This is a genomic window from Nocardioides pakistanensis, from assembly GCF_054781215.1.
Map to the genome: position 1 here is coordinate 1 of NZ_BAAGUV010000018.1, position 20110 is coordinate 20110.

Here is a 20110-nt window from a genome sequence, read left to right on the forward strand (position 1 = left end):
TGACACGCGGGGCGAGCACCCGAAACCAGACGCCCTCACACCCCTACCTGCGAGATCGGGTCTGACGTCGGGCGGCGGGGGCAGCGCCGGTGGTGGAGGAGCGCCGCACGGTGGTCGAGGAGCGAGCGAAGCGAGCGTCTCGAGACCTCCTGGGCTCCGCTGAGGGTCCGGTGGTTTCGAGACGGCTCGCCTAGCGGCTCGCCTCCTCAACCACCGGGGCGGCCTCAACCACCGGGGCGGCTCAACCACCGGGGGCTCAGCGCTTGCGGAGGGCCTGCACCTTCGTCGCGACGCCGGCGACCTTCTGGGCAAGGCTCATCGCGATCGGCGGCACGTTCATGCCCTCCGGCTTGAGCGGGTGCATGATCGCGTCGGTGCCGCCGTCGACGAAGACCGTCGTGCCGACGATCAGGCTGGCGGCGTCGGAGAGCAGGAACCCGATCGTCGCGGCCACCTCCTCGGGTCGTCCGGGACGGCCGACGGCGCTGGGGTAGGCGTCGGCGAACACCCCGAGCTCGGGATCCGCACGCAGCTGATCGGTCATCGCGGTCGCGATCAACCCTGGCGCGACCGCGTTGACCCGGATGCCGGCGCCGATCCACTCCGGCTTGATCCCCTCGCGGCGCGACCAGTAGGCGAGCGCCGCCTTGGTCGCGGGGTAGACGTTGACCGCCTGCTCGGACGCCGCGGCGGCCCGCGCCTTGGCCTCGTCGTGCTCGAGGCACGCGCTCGCCACGTCGGCGGCCCAGCCCGGCTGGCAGGTGACCGAGTTCGACGAGAGCAGTACGACGGCCGGCTGCTCACCGTTCTCGGCGGCACGGGCGAGCAGCGGCCGCAGCCCGGTGAGCATCTCGACGGCGCCGAAGTAGTTCACCGACACCACCAGTTCCGGGTCGACGCCGGTCAGCCCCGCCACCCCGGCGCACGGCACGAACCCGGTGATGCCGTCCGGGGCGAGCTCAGTGACCTGCCGGACGGCGTCGGCGCGTCCAGTGGGGCTGGACAGGTCCGCCACGACGTCGGTCGGTGAGCGGTCGACGCCGATCACCCGGTGCCCCTGCTCGCGCAGCAGCGCTGTCGTGGCGGCGCCGATGCCCGAGGCCGCTCCGGTGACGACGTAGGTGCCCATGTGATGCCTCCGTGAGTGTGAGCGCGCCGCGGGGATCCGCGAGATCGCGGCCGGCGCGGCCGCGCCGACTGTAACCACTCGGTTACATTGGGTCAATGAGTCCGTCCAGCAGCCGGTCCGAGGAGGCCCCACGCGGTCGGGAGGCGGTGATGGCCGCCGCGATCGAGGCCACCGTCGCGTTGCTCGCCGAGGAGGGCCCGCGTCAGCTGTCGGTGCGCCGGATCGCCGAGCGCGCGGGCATCAACCACGCGTTGGTGCATCGACACTTCGGCACCAAGGACGAGGTGGTCCGCCGCGCGTTGGAGGCACAGGCAGTCGCCGTGGCCGACGACATCCGGTCCCGGGCCCAGGACGGCGAGCTGACCGTCGTACACGTGCTCGAGGCGCTCGCCGGCCACCCGGCGTACTGGACCACCCTCGCGCGGGTGGCGCTCGACGCCCCCGAGCTGGCAGGCAGGGGCGTCGCGCCGACGACACAGCTGTTCGCCGCCGCGCTCGATGAGCGGGGACAGGGGCCGGGGACCGCCGCCGCGGCTGCCTGCCTGATGCTCGGCTGGCGGGTGTTCGGCGACTTCGTGGTCGAGGCGACCGGGACGACGAGCGAGGCCCTGGATGAGAGTGCCGCAACACTCCTGCGCAGTCTCCTGCGGGCGGGGTGACGCGTCCCTACGATTGAGTGGCCATGCGCTCCTCATCCCGTCCCCCGCGCGCGAACGCCACGCAGCGTGCCTACGACTTTGCCAAGTGGGCGATCCTCAACGCCGTCTACCCGGCGGGTGCGGTCGTCACCACCAGCGCACTGGCCGCGGAGATGGGGCTGAGCCGTACGCCGGTCCGCGAGGCGCTGCTGCGACTGGAGGTCGAGGGCCTGGTCCACGTGGACCCGGGGCGCGGCGCGATCGTCGCGGAGTTCAGCCACGCCGAGGTGGAGGACGTGCTCGAGGCGCGGATCCTCGTGGAGAACTACACCGCCGCCAAGTCGTTCACGAACCGCGAGAAGTTCCTGCCCGAGCTGCTCGACGCGCACGAGGAGATGCAACGGCGTCGGCGCGAACGCGACACCGCCGGGTTCACCGGAGCCGACCGGAGGTTCCACGAGCTGATCGTCGACGGGGCCGAGAACAAGGTGCTCTCGGAGATGTACCGCTCGCTGCGGGAGCGGCAGACGCTGTTCACCTCGGCGATGGTGCGCGGGAGGGCAGACCGGATGGAGGCCGCGATCGCCGAGCACGCCGGAATCATCGAGAAGCTCCAGGGCGACGACGAGACTGCGTTCATCGAAGCGGTGAACTCACACCTGGAGTGGGCGATCACCCTGGCGAGGTCCTCGGCCCAGGAGATCGACGCGGACTGACCACTCGGCTGCCGGCGCACCGTGCTTGAGGGACCAAGGTCCCGTCGGATGACTATCTTTCTTTTTACCTTCCATGGTCCGTTTTGCGCGTCATGACTAGTCCGTCCCGCCGTCTCACGGGTGTAACCGGGGGAAATCGGTTTCCGTGCAAGGGACTTTGGGAGGGGTTTCTTGATGGGCACATTTCTCCAGAGGCGGGCGGCGGCCCTCGCAGGGGCCGCCGCCTCCGCACTGCTCCTCGGTGTGGCGAGCTCGCCTGCCACTGCTGACGAGGTCGGTACGACGCTCAACGTGACCGTTTCCGGCGACCCCGGACTGCTGAGCATCTCCGTCGGACAGTCCGCCGTCTCCGGTGAGGCCACCGCCGGTGGAAGCGTCGAGTTCGACCTCGGCGCCGTCACTGTCACCGACACCAACAACACGATCCGCGCGACGTCGCCTTGGACGGTGGCCGTCCGGGCCGAAGACCTGACCCATGCCTCCGAGCCCGGCCTGACCATCCCGGCGTCGAACCTGACCTATCTCGGAACCCTGCCGAGCGTCAGTGGCGTCACCCTGCTCGGCGTCGAGGGGATGGCGGCCTGGACCACAGGGATGGTGATGGCGACCGTGAACCAGGCGATCCTGCAGCCCACGGCCGCGCTGGGCAGCAACTCGGCGTCGTGGAACGCGAAGGTGACCGTCAACATCCCTGGCGGCACGACGGCGGGCAGCTACACCGGGACCGTGTTCCACTCGGTCGCGTGATGCGCTCGGCTCCGGGCGGGGCCGGCCGACGGGCACTCGGGAGCCGGCGCTGCGGCCGTCTCGCGTTGGCGGCCGCGCTCGCGCTGGTGTCCGCGCCGGCCGGCGGGCTTGTGCTCAGTGGCCCGGCCGTCGCGGCGACCGGCGCATCGGCATCCGCGGTCGCCGTGCCGTCGAACGCCGCACCGGCATCCGTCATGACCGTGCCGTGGAACGCCGCACCGGCATCCGTCATGACCGTGCCGTCGAACGGCGAGGAGCCGGCGGTGCCGTCGCTCGGCATCGGCCTGCTCGATCGACCCGCGTCTGCGGCCGGCGACACGAGGGCCGAGCGGTACATCGTCGACCACGTCGCGCCCGGAGCTAGCTTCAGCCGACGCCTCGTGATCGCCAACAACACCCCGCACACTCTGGAGGTCGCCACCTCCGTGTCCGGTGCTTCCGTCGAGGACGGTGCCTTCTCGTTCGAGCCGAGCGGGTCGGCGGACGACCTCGCTGAGTGGGTCAGCCTGTCGCGGCCCGCGCTCGCCCTCGAGCCGGGGACCAGGGCGGTCCTCCGGGCCACTGTCGCGGTCCCCGACGACGCAGCCGCCGGCGAGCGCTACGGGGTGATCTGGGCGGCGACCCGGTCGCCCGGCGCCGGCGGCGTGGAGGTGGTGAGCCGCGTCGGGATCCGGATCTACCTCTCGGTCGGTGCAGGCGGCGAGCTCGGGTCCGACTTCGAGGTCACCGATCTCCGCGGCGGGCGCACCGCGGAGGGGCAGCCGCGCGTCCGGGCAACCGTGGAGAACACCGGCGGCCGCGCCATCGACGTCTCCGGTGAGCTGATGCTCACCGAGGGTCCGGCCTCCCTGACCGCCGGCCCCTTCCCCGCCACCAAGGTCGTGACGCTGGCGCCGGGAGACTCAGCTCTGTTGACGGTGCTGCTCGACAGCGAGCTGCCGGCCGGGCCGTGGCATGCCCAGCTCGCGCTGACGAGTGGTCGGGTCCAGCGGAGCATCGAGGGCAGCGTCACTTTCCCAGGTGGGGGTCCTTCGGCGGCTCAGGTCGTGGCGCCGTCGTCGGTGTGGTCGCATCCGGCGTACTTGGTCGCGAGCGGTGGCCTGCTGGCCGCCGTACTCCTCCTGTTCCTGGCCCGGCGGCGCAGGCGTCCGGCGCAGGCCGACGCGTGACGCGGGGGCTCGTTGTCAGCCGTGCCGGCTGAGCCGTCGGCGACCCAGCAGCACGATCGCACCGAGCAGCATGGCCACCGCGCCGGTGAGCGCCAGCTCCGTCGCATCCGGAGGAGCACCGGTCGACGGCAGCATCGGCTGCACACCACCGGTCGGCGCCGCCGCGTCCTCGACTGCGGCGACCTCCTCAGTGCACGGCTGCAGGCCGCCCGCGACGGCGACCATGCCGGGGTCGCACGGGTCGTACGGCTCAGCCTCGGCCTGGACGCCGCAGATCGTCACCACCCCGGAGGGGTCGACCTGGGTGAGGCGTACGACGAGGGCGAGGTCGGCCGACGAGTTCTGTGCCGTGCGGCCCTTCAGATCGGGCAAGCTCAGCCCGACCTCGATGCGCTTCCACTCGCCCGGGAGCATCGTCGGGCTGGTCACGGTCGTCGTGCACCCGTCGGTAGTGATCTCACCGACGGTCTCCGCCGACTGGACCTTGCCGATCTTGGTCCGCACCCGCAGGTGCTTCGCGAGCTCGGTGTCGACCTCGGGCGCGAGCACCTTCACCGAGGCGCGGGTCGGGACGGAGGAAGCGTTCCGGACGTAGAACGAGCGGACCACGTCATCTCGTGGCACCAGCTTGCCGACGTCCTGGAAGAGCGGAGCAGCGAGTGTCGTGCGCCAGGTCTTCCCGTCGCGGCTCAGCTCGATCCGGTCGGGCTCGGCGGAGGCTGCTCCCGGGAAGGCGAGGCTGAGTGCGGTCAGGAGGAGTACGGCGAGGGCGCGCCGGATGTTCATGCCTCCGCCGCCTCGGGCTGCGGCTCGGCCGCGTCGGCGTGCTCGTTCGTCTCGACGGCTCGTGCTGCGCGACGCCGCCGGTGGTCGCGCACGCCCGCGGCGATCAGGTAACCGCCGTACAGCAGGAGCGCGCCGGCCAGCACCTTCACCAGTGTCGCGCGCAGGTCCGCGTCGAACGCGTTGACGGCGTAACCGACGAGCGGGACCGAATACCAGACCTTGCCGCGCACCTGCGGCTCGGTGACCGGCGCAGCGTCGGCGGCGCCGTTCGCGTCGCCCTGGGTGGTGAACGTGCGGCCGCCGTCGCCGCCGAAGCCGATCCCGATGATCCGGTGCGTGACCACGGTCGGGTCACCGGACTTCTCCTGGAAGGTGATCACGTCACCGATCTGCAGGTCGTCGACGTCGACCGGCCGGACGATCACCACACTGCCGGGGTCGTACGTCGGGCTCATGGAACCCGTGAGCACGGTCAACGGAACCGATCCGGTGGCCTTGGGTACGCCGATCAGCGCGATGCCGAGCGCGACCACGATGGCGAGCAGCACGGCGCTGATGATCTTGCCGACGCGCTGGATGCTCGGCGCCTCGAACCGTCTCGGCGCGCGGTGTGCGGCGACGTGGCTGGTCATCACCCACATCCCCAGAACAACACGTACCACGTGGCCTTGACTTGATTGCTTTCCGCGCTGTCCGTCCCGGTGGCGTAAGCGCGCACCACGTAAGTCGGCGAGAGTCCGGTCGGGAATATCGTTGCCTGTGTTTCTGTAGTCGCCTCACCCACGGGCTCTGCTTTGTCGCGCCGAAGACGGTAGACGCGGTACTCGCTAGCCCCGGGGACCGCTTCCCAAGCGAGGTGGACGGACACCGGGCCTCCCCAGCATCGGACCACCGGCGCAGTCAGATCACGCTTCACGGTGACGGTGAGGGGCTGAAGCGGTGCGCTCGCTGACCAGCCGGCGGGGGAGCCATCGACGACCTGTCGCAGGCTCGCGGTGATGGACAGCGGGAAGGTCGCGGTGCCGAGCGGCACCCCGGTGGCGGGCTTGGCGGCGATCTCGACGCAGGCCTTCGTCAGCGTTGGGAAGATCGGATCGGTCAGCTGGAGCGGAGTGCCGTTCCAGGGCTCCCAGCCGTCAGCGGCGGCGAGCTCGGAGCATTGGCCGGAGCCCGCTTCCTTCGGTCGGAACCGGACGGTGAGCGGCCCGTTCGCGGTGAACCCGTCGACCGAGTCGATCGTGGTCACGGTGCGCAGGTTCTTGCCCTCGCCGCGAGCGTCGAGGGTCAACGTGGCGTACGCCTTCTCGCCCGGCTCCAGGGGCGCCACCGTCGTGGTCGAGAGGCTCGTGCTGAGTGAGAGGTCGCCGGTGCGAAGCACGCCGGCATCGACGGGGGCGGAGTCTCTCCAGGCAGCGACAGTAGCCCCTGTGAGGACGCCGCCGACGGCGACGGCGCCCACCACAGAGGCCAGGAGGAGACTCTTTGCCTTCACGTCCGTCCTTCACACCGGTTCGGGACTGCTGGACCCACTTCGGGTTCTACGCGGTTATCGGCAGGATCGAGAGCAGAACGAGTGGTTCGGTGCTCACTCGGTGAGCTGAGTGACGGTCACCTTGACGTCGTTCAGGTTGAACTCCGCAAGCTTGGTCGCTTCAGCGCCGGCCGGAAGCTCGAACTCGACCACCACGTCCGTCGCGTCGTTGAGGGCGGCCAGCTTCTCGGGTCCGAAGGTGAGTGTCGGGCTGGTGAAGGTCTCGTTGGCGTACTTGGCTCGCACGACGCGGAGCTCGCTGCCCACGAAGTCCGGGTCGAAGCCCTCGACGGTGAGGGTGACGCCCTTGAAGTTCTTGCCGTCGGCGGTGACGTCGAGCGGCTGGGTCAAGCGGATGTGGTCACCGGGGACCATCTTGTCGTTGTCGATGTCCCAGGCGGCGTTCTTGTTGACGTCGAACCACGACCGAGTGCCCTCGGAGCTGACGGTCAGCGTGCCGGTCTGGATCGTGCCGGCCTTGATGTCGGCGTCATCGCTCCACACCGCGTAGGTGCCGAAGCCACCCGCGAGAAGCGCGATACCTGCGGTGCCGGCGATTGCCCCGGTGATCATCTTGTTCATTGCTGTCTCCCCATCCCTGATGCTCTGCCTTGCTCCCCCCAGGAGCCTTGACTCAAAGGTATGAGGACGAAGGTTCCAAGCCGCCTACAGCAGCCGAAACCCTCGGATACAGATCAAAAGGGACATCGAGGTCAGTTCAACGCGGAGGCAACAAAAAGCTCATTCCGCAGACATGAGCCCGATCCTGTGATATCGCGCGGTTCGCTCGGCAACCAGCGTGGAGCGGTCGCGCTGCCACAGCTCGGCGAGCTCGTAACGCAGCACGTCGCCGAGCCGGCGGCAGAACTCCTCCGGCTCGTCGGCTGCGTCCGGCTTCTCCACGACGATCCGGTCCACGATGCCGGCCGCCCGCATGTCCAGCGAGCGCACGCCCTGGGCTCGAGCCATGTCGGGCGCATGTGCGACGTCGCGGTGCACGATCGCGCTCGCGCCCTCTGGTGGAAGGGGCGAGAGCCAGGCGTGCTGGGCGGCGATCACCCGGTCGGCCGGCAGCAGGGCGAGTGCGCCTCCGCCGGTGCCCTCGCCGAGCAGCAGCGTGAGCGTCGGTGCGTCGAGGGTGACCAGGTCCGCCAGCGAGCGGGCGATCTCGCCGGCGAGACCGCCCTCCTCGGCCTCCACCGACAGGGCCGCACCGGGGGTGTCGATCACCGTCATCAGCGGGAGGCCGAGCTCGGCGGCCAGCCGCATGCCGCGACGCGCCTCGCGCAGAGCACCCGGCCCCAGCGGGTGGGCCTCGGTCTGTCCGCGACGGTCCTGGCCGAGGAACACGCACGGCGAGCCGCCGAACCGTGCGAGGGCGATCAGCAGCCCCGGGTCGGCCTCGCCCTGGCCGGTGCCGTTGAGGGGGATGACATCGGTGGCGGCGTACTTCAGGAGGCGTCGTACGCCGGGCCGGTCCTCACGCCGCGACCGGGTGATCGACTCCCAGGTGTCGACGTCGGGCACGTCCTCCTCGGCCGGGTTCGGGATGTCGGCGAGAGCCGTGCGCGGTGCGAGCAGCACGGTAAGCGCCCGGTCGAGGATGTCGGCGATCTCGCTCGGCGGCACGACGGCGTCGATCAGCCCGTGGGCGTAGAGGTTCTCCGAGGTCTGTACGCCGGGCGGGAACGGCTTGTCGTACAACGCCTCGTAGACGCGCGGCCCGAGGAACCCGACCAGAGCGCCCGGTTCGGCGACGGTCACGTGCCCGAGCGAGCCCCACGACGCCATCACCCCGCCGGTGGTGGGGTTGCGCAGGTACACCAGGTACGGCAGCCCCTCCGCCTTGTGCGCGGCGATCGCGGCCGAGATCTTCACCATCTGCAGGAACGCGACCGTGCCCTCCTGCATCCGCGTCCCACCGGACACCGGCGCGGCGAGCAGTGGCAGACCCTCGGCGGTCGCGCGGTGTACGGCGGCCACCAACCGTTCCGCCGCCGCGACGCCGATCGACCCGGCGAGGAACCGGAACTCGCACGCGACCACGGCCACCCGGCGTCCGCGCATCAGCCCCTCACCGGTGATCACCGACTCGTCGACGCCGGACTTCTCCTCGGCAGCACGCAGCTCGGCGGCGTACTGCTCCGAGATCGGCCCGCGGACCGGTGGGGTGTCCCACGAGGTCCACGAGCCGTCGTCGAGGACGAGGTCGATCAGCTCGGTGGCGGAGAGGCGCTCGCTCATGCAGGCGATTGTGTCAGCGGCGCCAGGCGCGCAGGCACCGGCTGAGGTTCACCCGGACCTTGCCGCCACGATCCACGGCGACCTTGGTCGACTGCAGCACCTTGCCGTTGCGCTCGCAGGTGAGCGTGTAGCGCTCGACCTTGCCCGGAACGACCTTCACGCCGGTCACCTTCTCCTCGAGCACCGAGGCCTTGAGGGTGTAGGACGGCGAGGCCGCGGCGTAGTTGATGACCCGCAGGACGTAGTCGCCCGGCTCCGGGTCGGCGATCTCGACGACCTCCTTCTCGCCGGGCATGTTGCCCGACGTACCGACCTGCTTGAGCTCACCGCCCGCGGACTTGCGGTACACCTCCAGGTCGAAGTCGTCGGGCAGCGGCCAGTCGAGCTCCACCTTCAAGACGTCCGCGTCCGCCTCGGTGACCTCGAACTCGTGGTCCACGTGGCTGCCCGGCGTGGTCGCCTCGCCCTCGAAGGTCTCCTCGCGCACCGGCACGTCTTCGGTGGTCTCGACGCGCTTCTCCTGCACGATCGGCCGGGTCGACGGGTTCACGTGCCACACGAAGCCACCGCGACGCGCGGTCACCCGCATCGTCGACTCGAGCGTCTCCTCGTGCGAGCCCTCCCACGTCGGGGAGTCGAAGGTCTTCTTCAGCCGCAGCACGGCCCCGCGCGGTGCCTTGCCGGTGATCAGCGAGTGCGTGCGGGTGTTCGCGGCGTTCTCGAGGGCGAGCAGGTACGCCTCACGGTTGCCCTTGCCGGCGTACTTGCCTGCGCCGAGATACTCGTCGATCACCTCGGGGAACGGCGGGTGGAACTCGTCGGGGCCGATCTCGAAGGTGTAGCCGTAGCCGCCGGTGGCGTTGTAGGACCAGTCCTCGGTGGTGCCGGTGGTGTCGTAGAGCTCCCAGCCGTGGATGTTGGCGTAGCCGTTCGCAGCGGTCATCTTCGCGCCGAGCCGCTTGAGCCCGGCCTCGTCGGGTGCGTTGCCGACCGGCAGCCCGTCGGGACCGACCGTGTCGGGGTGCACGCCGTTGGGCCGCAGCACCAGGTTCGAAAACGTGTGGTTGGAGATCAGCGTGGTCACCTGGCGGCTGCGCACCAGCTCGCGGACGTTCTGGATCTCCGGCTCCGAGAACGCCTCCGGGCCGCGGTAGGTCGGGTCCGCGGGCAGCGTCCCCGCACCCGGGCCACCCCAGAACCCACCGTAGTTGCGGTTCAGGTCGATGCCGACGCCGTAGCCACCCGGGCTGAGCGCCGCCACCGCGCAGCTGCCGTCGGGGGTGTCCTGGCCGTCGACGATCCGGCAGTTCTTGCGCTTGTAGGCGTTGCCCGGCGTGGCCAGCACCGAGGTCGTGCCGCCGAGCGGGTCGGACTCGTTGAGGTCGCGCAGGTCGATCATCGCTCCGTCGGTGCGGGACAGGTGGAAGCCGTCCACGTTGACGACGGGTACGACGACCACGCGGGCGCGCTTCAGGAGCCCGGTGATCCGCTTGTCCTTGCCGAAGCTCTTCACCAGGTCGGTCGCGAACTCCATGGCCAGCTCGCCGGAGGGCCACTCGCGTGCGTGGTGCACGCCCAGCAGCGCGAACGTGGGCCGACCGTCGTGGGCCTTCACGTTGTGTGCGATCTCCACGCCGTAGATCGACCGGCCGTCGAGCGACTTGTGCGGCAGCTCGAAGGACCGTGCGATCGCCGGCTTGGCCTTCACCAGCGCGGCCATGTCGGCGTTGTAGTCCTCGAGGGTCCGGTAGGCGTCACGGCCCGAGGGGAGCTTGGACCTGGTCGTGGCGGCGGCGAAGGCGGCGTTGATCCGGTTGATCTCGGCCTCGCGCTTGACCAGGTCGGGGATGCGCACGTCGTAGGTGAACGCCGCGTCGAGCAGCTTGGTCAGGTCCGTCGCGGTGTGGAGCACCACCTCGACGTAGTCGTGCCCGGCGTGCTCGGTCAGGTCCAGGCCCAGGCGTTGCAGGCGCTGCTTGTCCGCACGGGTCGGCGTGTCGACGGTGACCAGCTGCGGCGCGAAGACGTCGGTGGCCTGCGCGGTCGACGTACCCGCGATCGGCGCGAGACCGAGCAGAGCGATCGAGGCAGCTGTCGCGTAGACGGCCGGACGGGCGGGACGGCGCTTGCCGGGGCGCTTGGCTTCGGGGGCCATGGGTGGACTCCAGTCGCTGTGAAGGGATCTCCTTGCGCTCACTAACGACGGTTCGTCCTCCGGGTCACGAGCCGCCGACTGCGGTCTGGCGCAGTTGAGCCCCTGTCCGGGGCAAGCCGGCTGTGAGAAGGTGGCATGGCCGGTACGTCGAGCGAACGGGGAGATGCCATGCCGACCTGGACCATCGTGCTGATCTGGGTGGTCATCGCCGCGATCGTGGTGATCGCCGTCGGTGCCTGGCGCGAGCGACGTCGTGGCGGATCCGGTGCCGGCGACCCCGTGGAGACGCAAGCCCGGGCCGAGGCGGAGATGCGCATGCACAACCGGGCCCAGCAGGGTTACCTCAACGGCTAGGCCCGGCTACTCCATCCAGAAGACCTCAGCAAGCAGCGTGGCACCCGTGAGCACCGGGAACAGCGCCAACGGCAGCCGCAGCCAGCGCCACTGCTCGTGCCTGAGCTTCGCGACGGCCGCGAGCAGGAACGCGACGAGCGCGGCTCCCAGGCCACCGAGCAGGGCGAAGCCCGCGACATAGCCGACCCAGGTGTCGGAGACGGCGTCGTCGCCGCCGACTGCGTAGGCAACGGCGAAGATCGTGTACGACACGGCGACCACGGTTGCGGTCGCCGTTGCGACGCCGACCGCCCAGCGGGCCAGGCCGTGTGCTCGTGGCCTGCCGGGAGCGGAACGCTCCTGGGAACGGGGTCGACCGACATCGACCTCACCTCTCTCCTTCTCGCTCCCATCGTCGCCCGCGCGCCTCACCAGCAGCAGAGGACAACGGCCCTGCTGCTCACCGGAAGCCAACGCCCCGGGCGGTGCGGGTGCGGGTCACGCGGGTGAGCGCCGGGAGTCCAGCCAGCGGTCGAAGAACGGCTCGAGGTCGCGACCGGCCTGCGCGGACCACCAGCGCACGAGAGCATCCCGGTCGCTGTTGGTGTGCAGCCGCGACTGCGGCCAGCGTCGGGTCAGGCGGTGGAACGTGGCGCTCCCCAGCTGACGTCGAAGGTGTTCCCACATCAGGGCTGCGGAGTAGTACACGTTGACCGAGCCGAACTCCCCGCGCTCGAAGCGCCCGGGCGGTCCGTAGAGGTCGCGATACCACTGGTCCGACGCGGTCCACTCCGCCAGCGTCCACCGGAATGCTTCGGCCGGCCCGCCGTGCTCGGCGTCCCAGCGCGCCTGGAGGTAGGTGGCCATGCCCTCGTTCATCCAGAGGTCGCGCCATTGCGAGGGGGTCACCGCGTTGCCCCACCAGTGGTGGGCGAGCTCGTGCACCACGGTCGACCGGACGTGCCGGGCCCCGAGACCGAAATTGTCGGTGCCGAAGGTGATCATGGTCTGTGTCTCCATCGCGGAGTCGCCGGGGGTCAGGACCACCCCGGCGCTCTCGAAGGGGTAGCGCCCCAGCCGCTTCTCCAGCCACCGGACGGCGGCGGGGGTGCTGAGCAGCGGTCTGACGAGCTCGGGCTCGTCGCGCGGGACCCAGTGGGTGATCGGCAGCCCGCGGGGCCCCGTCTGGCGGAAGGCCCGGTAGGGCCCCACGGCGAGAGTGAGGAGGTACGCCGGCATCGGGTCCCGGTTGGTCCACCGGGTGACGGTGCGTCCATCACGAGTACGACGGCTCGCCAGCGTGCCGTTCGAGACACCGACCCATCGGCCGGGGGCGCTGACCCGGACGGTGTAGAGCGCCTTGTCGGAGGGGTGGTCGTTCACGGGGTACCACGTGAACGCTCCGAACGGCTCCTGCATCGTCCACAGCCACCCGTCGCGGGTGACCCGCATCCCGAGCCGGGCGATGTCGGGGCGGCTCGCCGGACCGGCGGCCGGGCCTGGTGTGCCCCGGTAGGTGACCCGGACGGTGCGGCGCTCGCCCTCGTCGACGAGCACGGGGACGACCAGGTGGTTGCCCTCGTGCCGGAACGCCGCCTGCTCGCCGTCGAGGTGCACCGACGTGACGTCGAGCCGGCGGGACAGGTCGAGCTTGAGGACGACGTCGTCGCGGGCCACCCGGAGGTCGATCGTCGCGACGCCGCGCAGCGTCCGTGCCTTCCGCAGCCAGGTCAGGTCCAGGTCGTAGTGCAGCGCGTCGACCGTCGGGTCGCCCTTGGCGGGGTAGTAGCTGTCCTCGACCGGTCGGGAGACCGCCCGCTCGTCACCCGGGGCAGCGCCCGTGCCTGACGTCGCGGCCGCGCCGGCCGTCCCCACTGCGGGCAGGACGGGGCCGACGAGCGCCAGCGGCAGCACGAGCGCGAGAGCGGCCGCGGAGGCGCGCACGGATCGGGACACAAGGGGTCTTTCTGGAGACGGGACGCCTCGAGTCTAGGTTCGCGCGCACGACGCCGCGGGCGATCGGGCGAGCGAGAGGGTCAGCTGCCTGCGCGACGCTTCAAGGCGGTCGCCATCTCCGTCAGCGTCTCCGCGCTGCTGTGCTGTGGTTGCCAGCCGAGCCGCTCCTTCGCGCGGGTGGTGTCCATCAGCACCGGCACCCGGGCGACGTGGATCCACTCGGCCAGCGACGGCACCCACGGCAGCTTGGCGACGACCCCGGAGGCGAGCACGGCCGCCTGGCGGGGCACCGGCACGGTCCGGGCGCCCAGCGCGGCGACCACGTCGCCGAAGCTCACGGTGCCGTCGGCGGCGAGGTTGTAGGCCCCAGGCTCTCCGCGTCCCACGGCAGCCGCGGCGATCGCCTGGGCGACGTCGTCGTGGTGCACGAGCTGGAGCTCGTTTCCGGGGTCGGGCACGACCATGCGCATGCCGGGCACCCGGGCGAGTGCGGTGCGCACCACCGACGGGAGCCGCTCGGCGACCTGGCGCCACGGCATCGAGTCGGCGAGCGCGGTCGCCTGCGGTCCGGCGACGATGCACGGGCGGAGCACGTACACCTCGAGCCCCCGGCCGGCCGTGGTCTCCTCAAGGAGCCCCTCGCACTCGGCCTTCTGCTGGGAGTAGTAGTGCTCCTTCGACCCGCGCGTCGGCACGTCCTCGGTGAGCGGCTGCGGGTTGTCGGGGTGGTAGCCGTAGGCGGCCACCGAGGAGGTGTACACCAGCCGGGTCGGGCGCTCGGCCGCCGCGGTCGCCTCGAACACGTTCCGGGTGCCGTCGAGGTTCACCAGCCGGCTGTCGGAGCGCGAGCCCATGATCACGTAGGCCAGGTGGACCACCACGTCGGCCTCGGCGACCAGCTCCTCGACGGCGTCACGGTCGAGGATGTCGCCTCTGCGGTACTCCGTCTTCACCCAACCGTACGAGGCCGGATCGAACGGGCGCCGCGCCATCCCGATGATCCGCTCCACCTCCGGCTCGCGCTCGAGCGCGTCCACGGCCGGGATGCCGATCTCGCCGGTCGGGCCGGTGACGGCGACGGTCAGCCCCATCAGGTCTCCTCCTCGTACAGCACGCCTCGGATCTCCTTGCTTCTGCCCACGAACGTCGCGACCACACCTGCGGCGTTGCACACCTCCACGTCGTAGGTGCCGTCGCGGCCCTCCCGGCGTCGTTCGGACGCGGTCGCCGTGAGCACGTCGCCGAGCCGGGTCGGGGCGTGGAAGGTGATCTCGCAGGCGTGCGCGACCGTGCTGCGGTTGTAGCTGTTGCACGCGAACGCGAACGCCGAGTCGGCCAGCGTGAAGGTGAACCCGCCATGGCCGATCCCGTGACCGTTGACCATGTCCTCGCGCACGGTCATCTCGAGCGTCGCCGAGCCCGGCCCCACCGCGACCAGCCGCATCCCGAGCCCCTGGCTGGCCGCGTCGCCGGCCCACATCGCCTCGGCGCTGCGGCGGGCGCGCTCCTCGGGGGTGTCGCTCATGACAGCTGCTTCTCCATCAGCGACACGAGGTGCGCCTCGTCGCCGAGCCGGCCGACCTCGACGTAGCCGCGACGGTCGTGGAAGGCCAGGGAGGCGTCGTTGCGCGGCACGAGGTTCACCTCGAGGGCGAGCCGGCCGTACGGGCGCGCGACGTGCTCGAGCTCGTCGTACACGAACCCGCCGAGGCCCTGTCGCCGGTGGTGCGGCTCGAGCACGATCCGGTCGAGGTAGTAGAACCGGTCGCCGTGCCGCCGGCTGAACCAGCGGTAGTTCTCCGAGTCGTACGACGTGCCCGCGGTGAACGTGATCACGAACCCGCCGAACTCCCCGTCGACGTCGATCACGTCGAACCGGTCCGCCAGCGCGTCGAGCTCCTCGAGGCGGGTCCGGTCCATCGGGGCGAGCTTCACGACGTTCGCCTCGTTGAGGGCGAGGACGTCGGCGTGGTCGGCGGGTCGGATGCGTCGCAGCTTCGGCACGTGCACAGCCTGCCACCCCCGCGGTTCGAGTCCCGCGGAGGTGGTTTCGAGTCGCTCGCTCCTCAGCCCGCGGGTCTGCTGGCCCGGTGGGCGGGGACGTCGAGGCGGATCTCGGTCCCGCCACCACGGCGCGGTACGACGCTCAGCCGGCCGCCGACCAGGGCAGCCCGCTCGCGCATCCCGAGGATGCCGCCGCGCTCGCCGTTCGAGCCGATCCCGACCCCGTCGTCGGTGACCCGGAGGACGAGCGTGTCCTGCTCGCGACGCAGCGAGATCTCGACCTTCTGCGCCTTCGCGTGGCGTCCGATGTTGTTCAGCGACTCCTCGGCGACCCGGTAGATCACCAGCTCGGTCTCGTCGTCGAGGTCGTGGAAGGGGCCCTCGATGTGCCGTTTCACGCGCACCCCCGCGGAGCGGGCCGCCAGGTTGCTCGCCAGGAACCCCAACGCGCTGTGCAGGCCGAGGTCCTCGAGCGTCTCCGGGCGCAGCCGCCGGCCGATCTTGCGGATCTCGACGAGGCTGAGCCGGGCGTTGTGCTGCACGGTCTTCAGCTCCGCGGCCAGCTCGGGCGGGGCGTGGTCGATCGCCTTCTTCAGCGCCACCAGCGCCGCCGAGAGGTTGTCGCTGACGTTGTCGTGCAGCTCGACGGCCATCCGCTGACCGTCGTACTCACGGCTGGCGAGGTTGCGCGCGGTCTGGGTGCGGTGCTCGTTCTCCCAGCGGCTGCGCAACGTGCCGATCGTGGACATCAACGGCGTCAGCGTCTGGCGCAGGTGCCGTGTGTTCACGGCGAAGATCGCGGCGACCCCGAGCACCAGGGCCAGCAGTGCGGCCGGCCCCCGCTCGTGCTCGGGGGCCAGGGAGGTGACCAGCACGCCGCCGGCGAAGACGAGACCGTTCACGAGGACCAGACGCATGTGCAACGGCATGGTCTTCGTCCTCACGCGAGACAGCCTAGGAGTCCGTCGGACCGGGGGCGGGAGACCTCCCCGATTCCTGTGTGATGTGACACACTGTCGCGGCATCCGTCGGCACCTGTCACAACGGGCGATCCCCGGGACGAGGACACCATGAGCCACGAACTCTTCGAGCGGCACCGCGACCTGCTCGAGCGGGCGGTGACCGCCACCCGCACCCGCGAGTACTTCTCCGCCTTCGACGAGAACCCGTCACCTCGGGTGTACGGCGAGGAGGCGGCCCCCGCAGGGAAGGCTGCCTTCGAGAGCCGGCTCGGCTCGACGTTCCCGCTCCGGACACCCGGCGCCGACGGCACGGTCACCGGCGAGAAGTCGCCGTTCGGGTTCAAGCTCGAGGTGGCCTACCCGCGGATGACCGAGGCAGGCCTGGACACGCTGCTGTCCGCGGCGCAGGCGGGCATGAAGGCGTTCCGCGACGCCGGCCCCGAGGCGCGGGTCGGCATCTGCCTGGAGATCCTGCACCGGCTGCACGAGCGGGTCTTCGAGCTGGCCAACGCCGTGCAGCACACCTCCGGGCAGGCGTTCGTGATGGCCTTCCAGGCCGGCGGTGCACACGCGCTCGACCGGGCGCTCGAGTCGGTGGCGTACGCCTGGTCGGCGATGACCCAGGTGCCGCGGACCGCGGTCTGGGAGAAGCCCGGACGCGGCGAGCCGATCCGGATGGAGAAGACCTTCACCGTCGTGCCCCGCGGCGTGGCCCTGGTGATCGGCTGCAACACGTTCCCGACCTGGAACTCGTGGCCCGGCCTGTTCGCCTCGCTCGCCTGCGGCAACCCCGTCGTCGTCAAGCCGCACCCGGGCGCGGTGCTGCCGCTGGCGATCACGGTGCAGGTGGCCCAGCAGGTGCTGTCCGAGGCGGGCTTCGACCCCGACCTGGTCACCCTGGTGGCCGAGGACCCGGCGGACCGGCTGGCCGCCGCGATCGCCGTGCGCCCCGAGGTGAAGCTGGTCGACTTCACCGGCTCCAGCGCGTTCGGCAACTGGCTTGAGGAGCACGCGCGCCAGACGGTGGTGTTCACCGAGAAGGCCGGCGTGAATACGGTCGTGATGGACTCGACCGACTCGTTCCGCGGGCTGTGCGCCAACCTCGCGTTCTCGTTCTCGCTCTACACCGGCCAGATGTGCACCGCGCCGCAGAACGTCTTCCTGCCGGCGTCCGGCATCGACACCGACGAGGGCCACAAGTCCGTCGCCGAGGTCGCCGAGGGGATCTCCGCCGCGCTCGACCGGCTCCTCGGCGAGGACGCCCGAGCGGTCGAGCTGCTCGGTGGAGTGGTGAACCACGGGGTGCTCGACCGGCTGGCCGCCGTACCGACCAAGGGGGAGGTGCTCGTCGAGTCCCGGGCGGTGCGGCACCCGGCGTTCGAGGGAGCGGTGGTGCGTACGCCGGCCCTGGTCGGTGTGCCTGCAACAGACGCCGAGGTCTACCAGGAGGAGTGCTTCGGGCCGGTGTCCTACCTGATCTCCACCGCCGGTACGGCGGAGTCCGTCGAGCTGTTCCGTCGCACCGCGACCGAGCACGGCGCCATGACCGCCTCGGTCTACAGCACGTCGCCGACGGTGGTGGAGGACATGCGGGAGGCGGCGCTGGAAGCAGGGGTCTCGCTGTCGGAGAACCTCACCGGACAGGTCTTCGTGAACCAGTCGGCGGCCTTCTCCGACTTCCACGGCACCGGCGCGAACCCGGCCGCGAACTCCTCCTACACCGACCTGGCCTACGTCGCCTCGAGGTTCCGGATCGTGCAGTCCCGCCGTCACGTGTGACGCGCCGACGCCCGGTTTCGGGCATTTAGCAGAACTTTTTCGTTTTGCATACCCTCTGCGGTTACTTGTCTAGACTTCTCGACGTCACCGCGCCCCGCCCCCGGCGGAGCCAGTCCCGTCTCGCAGAAACCGCACCGCCTTGCGTCGTCGTACCCTCCGCGCGAGCCTGCGCGCCCTCGTCCTCACCGCTGCCGTCTCCGTCGCCCTGGTTCCGCAGTCCGCCGTCGTCCAGAGCCTCGAGGCCGCGCAGAGCCTCGAGGTGCTGCAGGGCGCGAACCCGGCGGTCATCGAGCTCGACGAGGCCACGCTGGCGCCGGCTCGTGGCAGCGCCAGGCGTCCCAACGTCATCCTGATCACCTCCGACGACCAGGCCGTCAGCGACCTCGACTACATGCCCTACACCGAGCGGCTCCTCGCGCGGCAGGGCGTCACCTACGACAACTTCGTCTCCCCGCACCCGCTGTGCTGCCCGGCCCGGGCGGAGATGATCTCCGGCCAGTACGGCCACAACAACGGCGTGCACCACAACCACGGGACGTGGGGTGGCTGGCAGGCCTTCCGCCGTCCGCGGGCGAACGTCGGAGCGTGGATGCAGGCGGCCGGCTACAACACCGGCTTCACCGGCAAGTTCCTCAACGGCTACGAAGAGGCCATGGACAAGGTGCCGGGGTGGACGTTCTTCGACCCGTCGGTGCGGAACGTCTACGGGCCCTACGACATCACCCTGCTGAACAACTACCAGCCCGCGACGTACGAGGGTGTCTACACCGCCGACCTGGTCGACATCCGCACCCGCGCGATGATCCGTGAGTTCGCGGCGCTGGACCGGCCGTTCTTCATCTACTCCTCGCAGATCGCCCCGCACGGCATGAAGGTCGACCGGAAGTGGCGCCCGCCGGTGCCCGCCGAGCGACACGCGAAGATGTTCGTGCACGCCAGGCCCCCGTCGATGCGGAAGCCGTCGTACCGCGAGGCGAACCTCTCGGACAAGTACTCGAAGTACCGGGTGCCCACCGTCAAGGGCGACCACATGATCCTCCGCCTGCACCGCCAGCGGATCAGGTCCCTCCAGGCGGTCGACGAGTCGGTCCGCAACATCGTGCGCGAGCTGGGCCGCGTCGGCGAGCTGGACAACACCGTCATCATCTTCACCTCCGACAACGGCTGGCTCAACGGCGAGCACAACTACGTGGGGAAGACCCCGCCGTGGGAGGAGTCGCTGCGGATCCCGATGGTGGTCCGCGGGCCGGGCATCCCGAAGAACGTCCACCGGCGGCAGACGATGACCCTGCTCGACCTGGTGCCGACGATGCTCGAGCTGGGACGGGCGAAGGCGACGGTCCGGCTGGACGGCAAGTCGCTGCTCCCGACTTTGCGCTCGGCGCGGGCCAAGGGGTACGACTCGCACCTGATCCAGTCCGGAGACACCACGACGCCGTGGGAGTACCGCGGCGTGCGCACCGATCGCTACACCTACGCCCGGTTCACCGACGGGTTCGTCGAGCTGTACGACCGGGAGCGGGACCCCTTCCAGCAGCGTTCCGTCACCGACAACCCCCGCTACCGGTCGATCCAGCGCGAGCTCGGCCGGCGCACCAGGATCCTCCAGAAGTGCGCCGGCCCGGTCTGCCGGACGAGCTTCGGGCCGCTGCCCGAGCCCAAGCCGCTGCCGAAGCCCCCGGCCACCGAGCGACGGAAGCGTCCGGCCGACCGGTCCTGACCGCCGGCCCGAGCGCCGCGGCACCAGGAGCTGGGGCGACTCGGCGTCACAATCATTCAGGTGACCGGTTGTGACAGCGTTCGGCGCCGGTTCGACTGTCACAACCGTTCAGGTGAACGATTGTTGCTGGGGCCGCCCGGCCGCCCGGCCGCCCGGCCGCCCGCCCGCACCGGCCGGCCACCCGCCCGCGCCGGCCGGCCACCCGCCCGCACCGGCCAGCCACCCGCCCGCACCGGCCGGC

Annotated in this window: 20 protein-coding genes; 7 read left to right on the top strand and 13 right to left on the bottom strand. The window is 70.7% G+C overall.

All coding sequences use genetic code 11. The features are described from left to right. Positions 1 to 256 precede the first annotated feature (256 nt). The gene (locus tag ACYVIH_RS08440) at positions 257 to 1129 is read right to left on the bottom strand and encodes an SDR family oxidoreductase (protein WP_460868148.1); all 873 of its coding nucleotides are present in this window, start codon (positions 1127 to 1129) and stop codon (positions 257 to 259) included. Positions 1130 to 1224: 95 nt separating this feature from the next. Here ACYVIH_RS08440 and ACYVIH_RS08445 point away from each other — a divergent pair, with 95 nt between their 5' ends. The 4 genes from ACYVIH_RS08445 (at position 1225) to ACYVIH_RS08460 (ending at position 4399) form a co-directional block, all read left to right on the top strand. Further along, the gene (locus ACYVIH_RS08445) at positions 1225 to 1788 is read left to right on the top strand and encodes a TetR/AcrR family transcriptional regulator (RefSeq protein WP_460868149.1); all 564 of its coding nucleotides are present in this window, start codon (positions 1225 to 1227) and stop codon (positions 1786 to 1788) included. Positions 1789 to 1811: 23 nt separating this feature from the next. After that, positions 1812 to 2483, top strand: coding sequence for a GntR family transcriptional regulator (locus ACYVIH_RS08450; protein WP_460868151.1), 672 nt, complete (start codon positions 1812 to 1814; stop codon positions 2481 to 2483). Between the two features lie 174 nt (positions 2484 to 2657). Further along, entirely contained in the window at positions 2658 to 3230 is a 573-nt protein-coding gene (locus ACYVIH_RS08455; RefSeq protein WP_460868153.1) for a hypothetical protein, read from the top strand. Next, complete coding sequence (locus tag ACYVIH_RS08460; protein ID WP_460868155.1) at positions 3227 to 4399, top strand: COG1361 family protein; 1173 nt, start codon at positions 3227 to 3229, stop codon at positions 4397 to 4399. Before ACYVIH_RS08455 ends, ACYVIH_RS08460 begins: the two co-directional genes overlap by 4 nt. A 15-nt stretch (positions 4400 to 4414) precedes the next feature. On the opposite strand, the gene ACYVIH_RS08465 is transcribed toward ACYVIH_RS08460, so the two are convergent. The 6 genes from ACYVIH_RS08465 to ACYVIH_RS08490 form a co-directional block, all read right to left on the bottom strand. After that, on the bottom strand, positions 4415 to 5185 hold the full coding sequence (locus ACYVIH_RS08465) for a hypothetical protein (RefSeq protein ID WP_460868157.1): 771 nt from the start codon (positions 5183 to 5185) through the stop codon (positions 4415 to 4417). Beyond that, positions 5182 to 5817 (bottom strand): signal peptidase I, encoded by a 636-nt coding sequence (locus tag ACYVIH_RS08470; protein WP_460868159.1) that lies wholly within the window; start codon positions 5815 to 5817, stop codon positions 5182 to 5184. Before ACYVIH_RS08470 ends, ACYVIH_RS08465 begins: the two co-directional genes overlap by 4 nt. Then, entirely contained in the window at positions 5817 to 6677 is an 861-nt protein-coding gene (locus ACYVIH_RS08475) for a hypothetical protein (RefSeq protein ID WP_460868161.1), read from the bottom strand. Before ACYVIH_RS08475 ends, ACYVIH_RS08470 begins: the two co-directional genes overlap by 1 nt. 93 nt (positions 6678 to 6770) lie before the next feature. Next, a complete protein-coding gene (locus ACYVIH_RS08480; RefSeq protein WP_460868163.1) occupies positions 6771 to 7298 on the bottom strand; it encodes an alternate-type signal peptide domain-containing protein in 528 nt (175 codons plus the stop codon). Positions 7299 to 7457: 159 nt separating this feature from the next. Continuing rightward, positions 7458 to 8960 carry a carboxyl transferase domain-containing protein gene (locus ACYVIH_RS08485; RefSeq protein ID WP_460868166.1) on the bottom strand — a complete coding sequence of 501 codons (1503 nt, stop codon included), beginning with the start codon at positions 8958 to 8960 and terminating at the stop codon, positions 7458 to 7460. A gap of 13 nt (positions 8961 to 8973) precedes the next feature. Continuing rightward, on the bottom strand, positions 8974 to 11115 hold the full coding sequence (locus tag ACYVIH_RS08490; protein ID WP_460868169.1) for a M14 family zinc carboxypeptidase: 2142 nt from the start codon (positions 11113 to 11115) through the stop codon (positions 8974 to 8976). A gap of 168 nt (positions 11116 to 11283) precedes the next feature. Here ACYVIH_RS08490 and ACYVIH_RS08495 point away from each other — a divergent pair, with 168 nt between their 5' ends. Further along, complete coding sequence (locus tag ACYVIH_RS08495; protein WP_460868171.1) at positions 11284 to 11469, top strand: hypothetical protein; 186 nt, start codon at positions 11284 to 11286, stop codon at positions 11467 to 11469. Between the two features lie 6 nt (positions 11470 to 11475). Here ACYVIH_RS08495 and ACYVIH_RS08500 read toward each other — a convergent pair whose 3' ends face one another. From ACYVIH_RS08500 to ACYVIH_RS08525, 6 genes are all read right to left on the bottom strand, one after another. Next, positions 11476 to 11721 carry a hypothetical protein gene (locus tag ACYVIH_RS08500; RefSeq protein ID WP_460868173.1) on the bottom strand — a complete coding sequence of 82 codons (246 nt, stop codon included), beginning with the start codon at positions 11719 to 11721 and terminating at the stop codon, positions 11476 to 11478. A 225-nt stretch (positions 11722 to 11946) separates the two neighbouring features. Further along, on the bottom strand, positions 11947 to 13404 hold the full coding sequence (locus ACYVIH_RS08505) for a M1 family metallopeptidase (RefSeq protein ID WP_460868175.1): 1458 nt from the start codon (positions 13402 to 13404) through the stop codon (positions 11947 to 11949). Between the two features lie 80 nt (positions 13405 to 13484). Continuing rightward, positions 13485 to 14495, bottom strand: a complete 1011-nt coding sequence (locus ACYVIH_RS08510; RefSeq protein ID WP_460868177.1) for an NAD-dependent epimerase/dehydratase family protein — start codon at positions 14493 to 14495, stop codon at positions 13485 to 13487. After that, positions 14495 to 14929: a hydroxyphenylacetyl-CoA thioesterase PaaI gene (paaI, locus tag ACYVIH_RS08515; RefSeq protein ID WP_460868179.1), complete on the bottom strand. Its 435-nt coding sequence runs from the start codon at positions 14927 to 14929 to the stop codon at positions 14495 to 14497. Before paaI ends, ACYVIH_RS08510 begins: the two co-directional genes overlap by 1 nt. Next, the gene (locus ACYVIH_RS08520) at positions 14926 to 15408 is read right to left on the bottom strand and encodes a GNAT family N-acetyltransferase (protein ID WP_460868181.1); all 483 of its coding nucleotides are present in this window, start codon (positions 15406 to 15408) and stop codon (positions 14926 to 14928) included. Before ACYVIH_RS08520 ends, paaI begins: the two co-directional genes overlap by 4 nt. A 62-nt stretch (positions 15409 to 15470) precedes the next feature. Then, the gene (locus ACYVIH_RS08525) at positions 15471 to 16352 is read right to left on the bottom strand and encodes a sensor histidine kinase (RefSeq protein ID WP_460868184.1); all 882 of its coding nucleotides are present in this window, start codon (positions 16350 to 16352) and stop codon (positions 15471 to 15473) included. Between the two features lie 126 nt (positions 16353 to 16478). Here ACYVIH_RS08525 and paaN point away from each other — a divergent pair, with 126 nt between their 5' ends. Continuing rightward, positions 16479 to 18149, top strand: a complete 1671-nt coding sequence (gene paaN, locus ACYVIH_RS08530) for a phenylacetic acid degradation protein PaaN (protein ID WP_460868186.1) — start codon at positions 16479 to 16481, stop codon at positions 18147 to 18149. 139 nt (positions 18150 to 18288) lie between these two features. Beyond that, positions 18289 to 19869: a sulfatase family protein gene (locus tag ACYVIH_RS08535; RefSeq protein WP_460868188.1), complete on the top strand. Its 1581-nt coding sequence runs from the start codon at positions 18289 to 18291 to the stop codon at positions 19867 to 19869. Positions 19870 to 20110 lie beyond the last annotated feature (241 nt).

What these genes read in the sequence shown, in the direction of transcription:
- ACYVIH_RS08495 (WP_460868171.1), top strand. Translation starts at nt 11,284, where the DNA reads ATGCCGACCTGGACCATCGTGCTGATCTGGGTGGTCATCGCCGCGATC.
- ACYVIH_RS08470 (WP_460868159.1), bottom strand. Translation starts at nt 5,817, where the DNA reads ATGACCAGCCACGTCGCCGCACACCGCGCGCCGAGACGGTTCGAGGCG.
- ACYVIH_RS08480 (WP_460868163.1), bottom strand. Translation starts at nt 7,298, where the DNA reads ATGAACAAGATGATCACCGGGGCAATCGCCGGCACCGCAGGTATCGCG.
- paaI (WP_460868179.1), bottom strand. Translation starts at nt 14,929, where the DNA reads ATGAGCGACACCCCCGAGGAGCGCGCCCGCCGCAGCGCCGAGGCGATG.
- paaN (WP_460868186.1), top strand. Translation starts at nt 16,479, where the DNA reads ATGAGCCACGAACTCTTCGAGCGGCACCGCGACCTGCTCGAGCGGGCG.
- ACYVIH_RS08485 (WP_460868166.1), bottom strand. Translation starts at nt 8,960, where the DNA reads ATGAGCGAGCGCCTCTCCGCCACCGAGCTGATCGACCTCGTCCTCGAC.
- ACYVIH_RS08450 (WP_460868151.1), top strand. Translation starts at nt 1,812, where the DNA reads ATGCGCTCCTCATCCCGTCCCCCGCGCGCGAACGCCACGCAGCGTGCC.
- ACYVIH_RS08490 (WP_460868169.1), bottom strand. Translation starts at nt 11,115, where the DNA reads ATGGCCCCCGAAGCCAAGCGCCCCGGCAAGCGCCGTCCCGCCCGTCCG.
- ACYVIH_RS08455 (WP_460868153.1), top strand. Translation starts at nt 2,658, where the DNA reads ATGGGCACATTTCTCCAGAGGCGGGCGGCGGCCCTCGCAGGGGCCGCC.
- ACYVIH_RS08445 (WP_460868149.1), top strand. Translation starts at nt 1,225, where the DNA reads ATGAGTCCGTCCAGCAGCCGGTCCGAGGAGGCCCCACGCGGTCGGGAG.
- ACYVIH_RS08440 (WP_460868148.1), bottom strand. Translation starts at nt 1,129, where the DNA reads ATGGGCACCTACGTCGTCACCGGAGCGGCCTCGGGCATCGGCGCCGCC.
- ACYVIH_RS08510 (WP_460868177.1), bottom strand. Translation starts at nt 14,495, where the DNA reads ATGGGGCTGACCGTCGCCGTCACCGGCCCGACCGGCGAGATCGGCATC.
- ACYVIH_RS08465 (WP_460868157.1), bottom strand. Translation starts at nt 5,185, where the DNA reads ATGAACATCCGGCGCGCCCTCGCCGTACTCCTCCTGACCGCACTCAGC.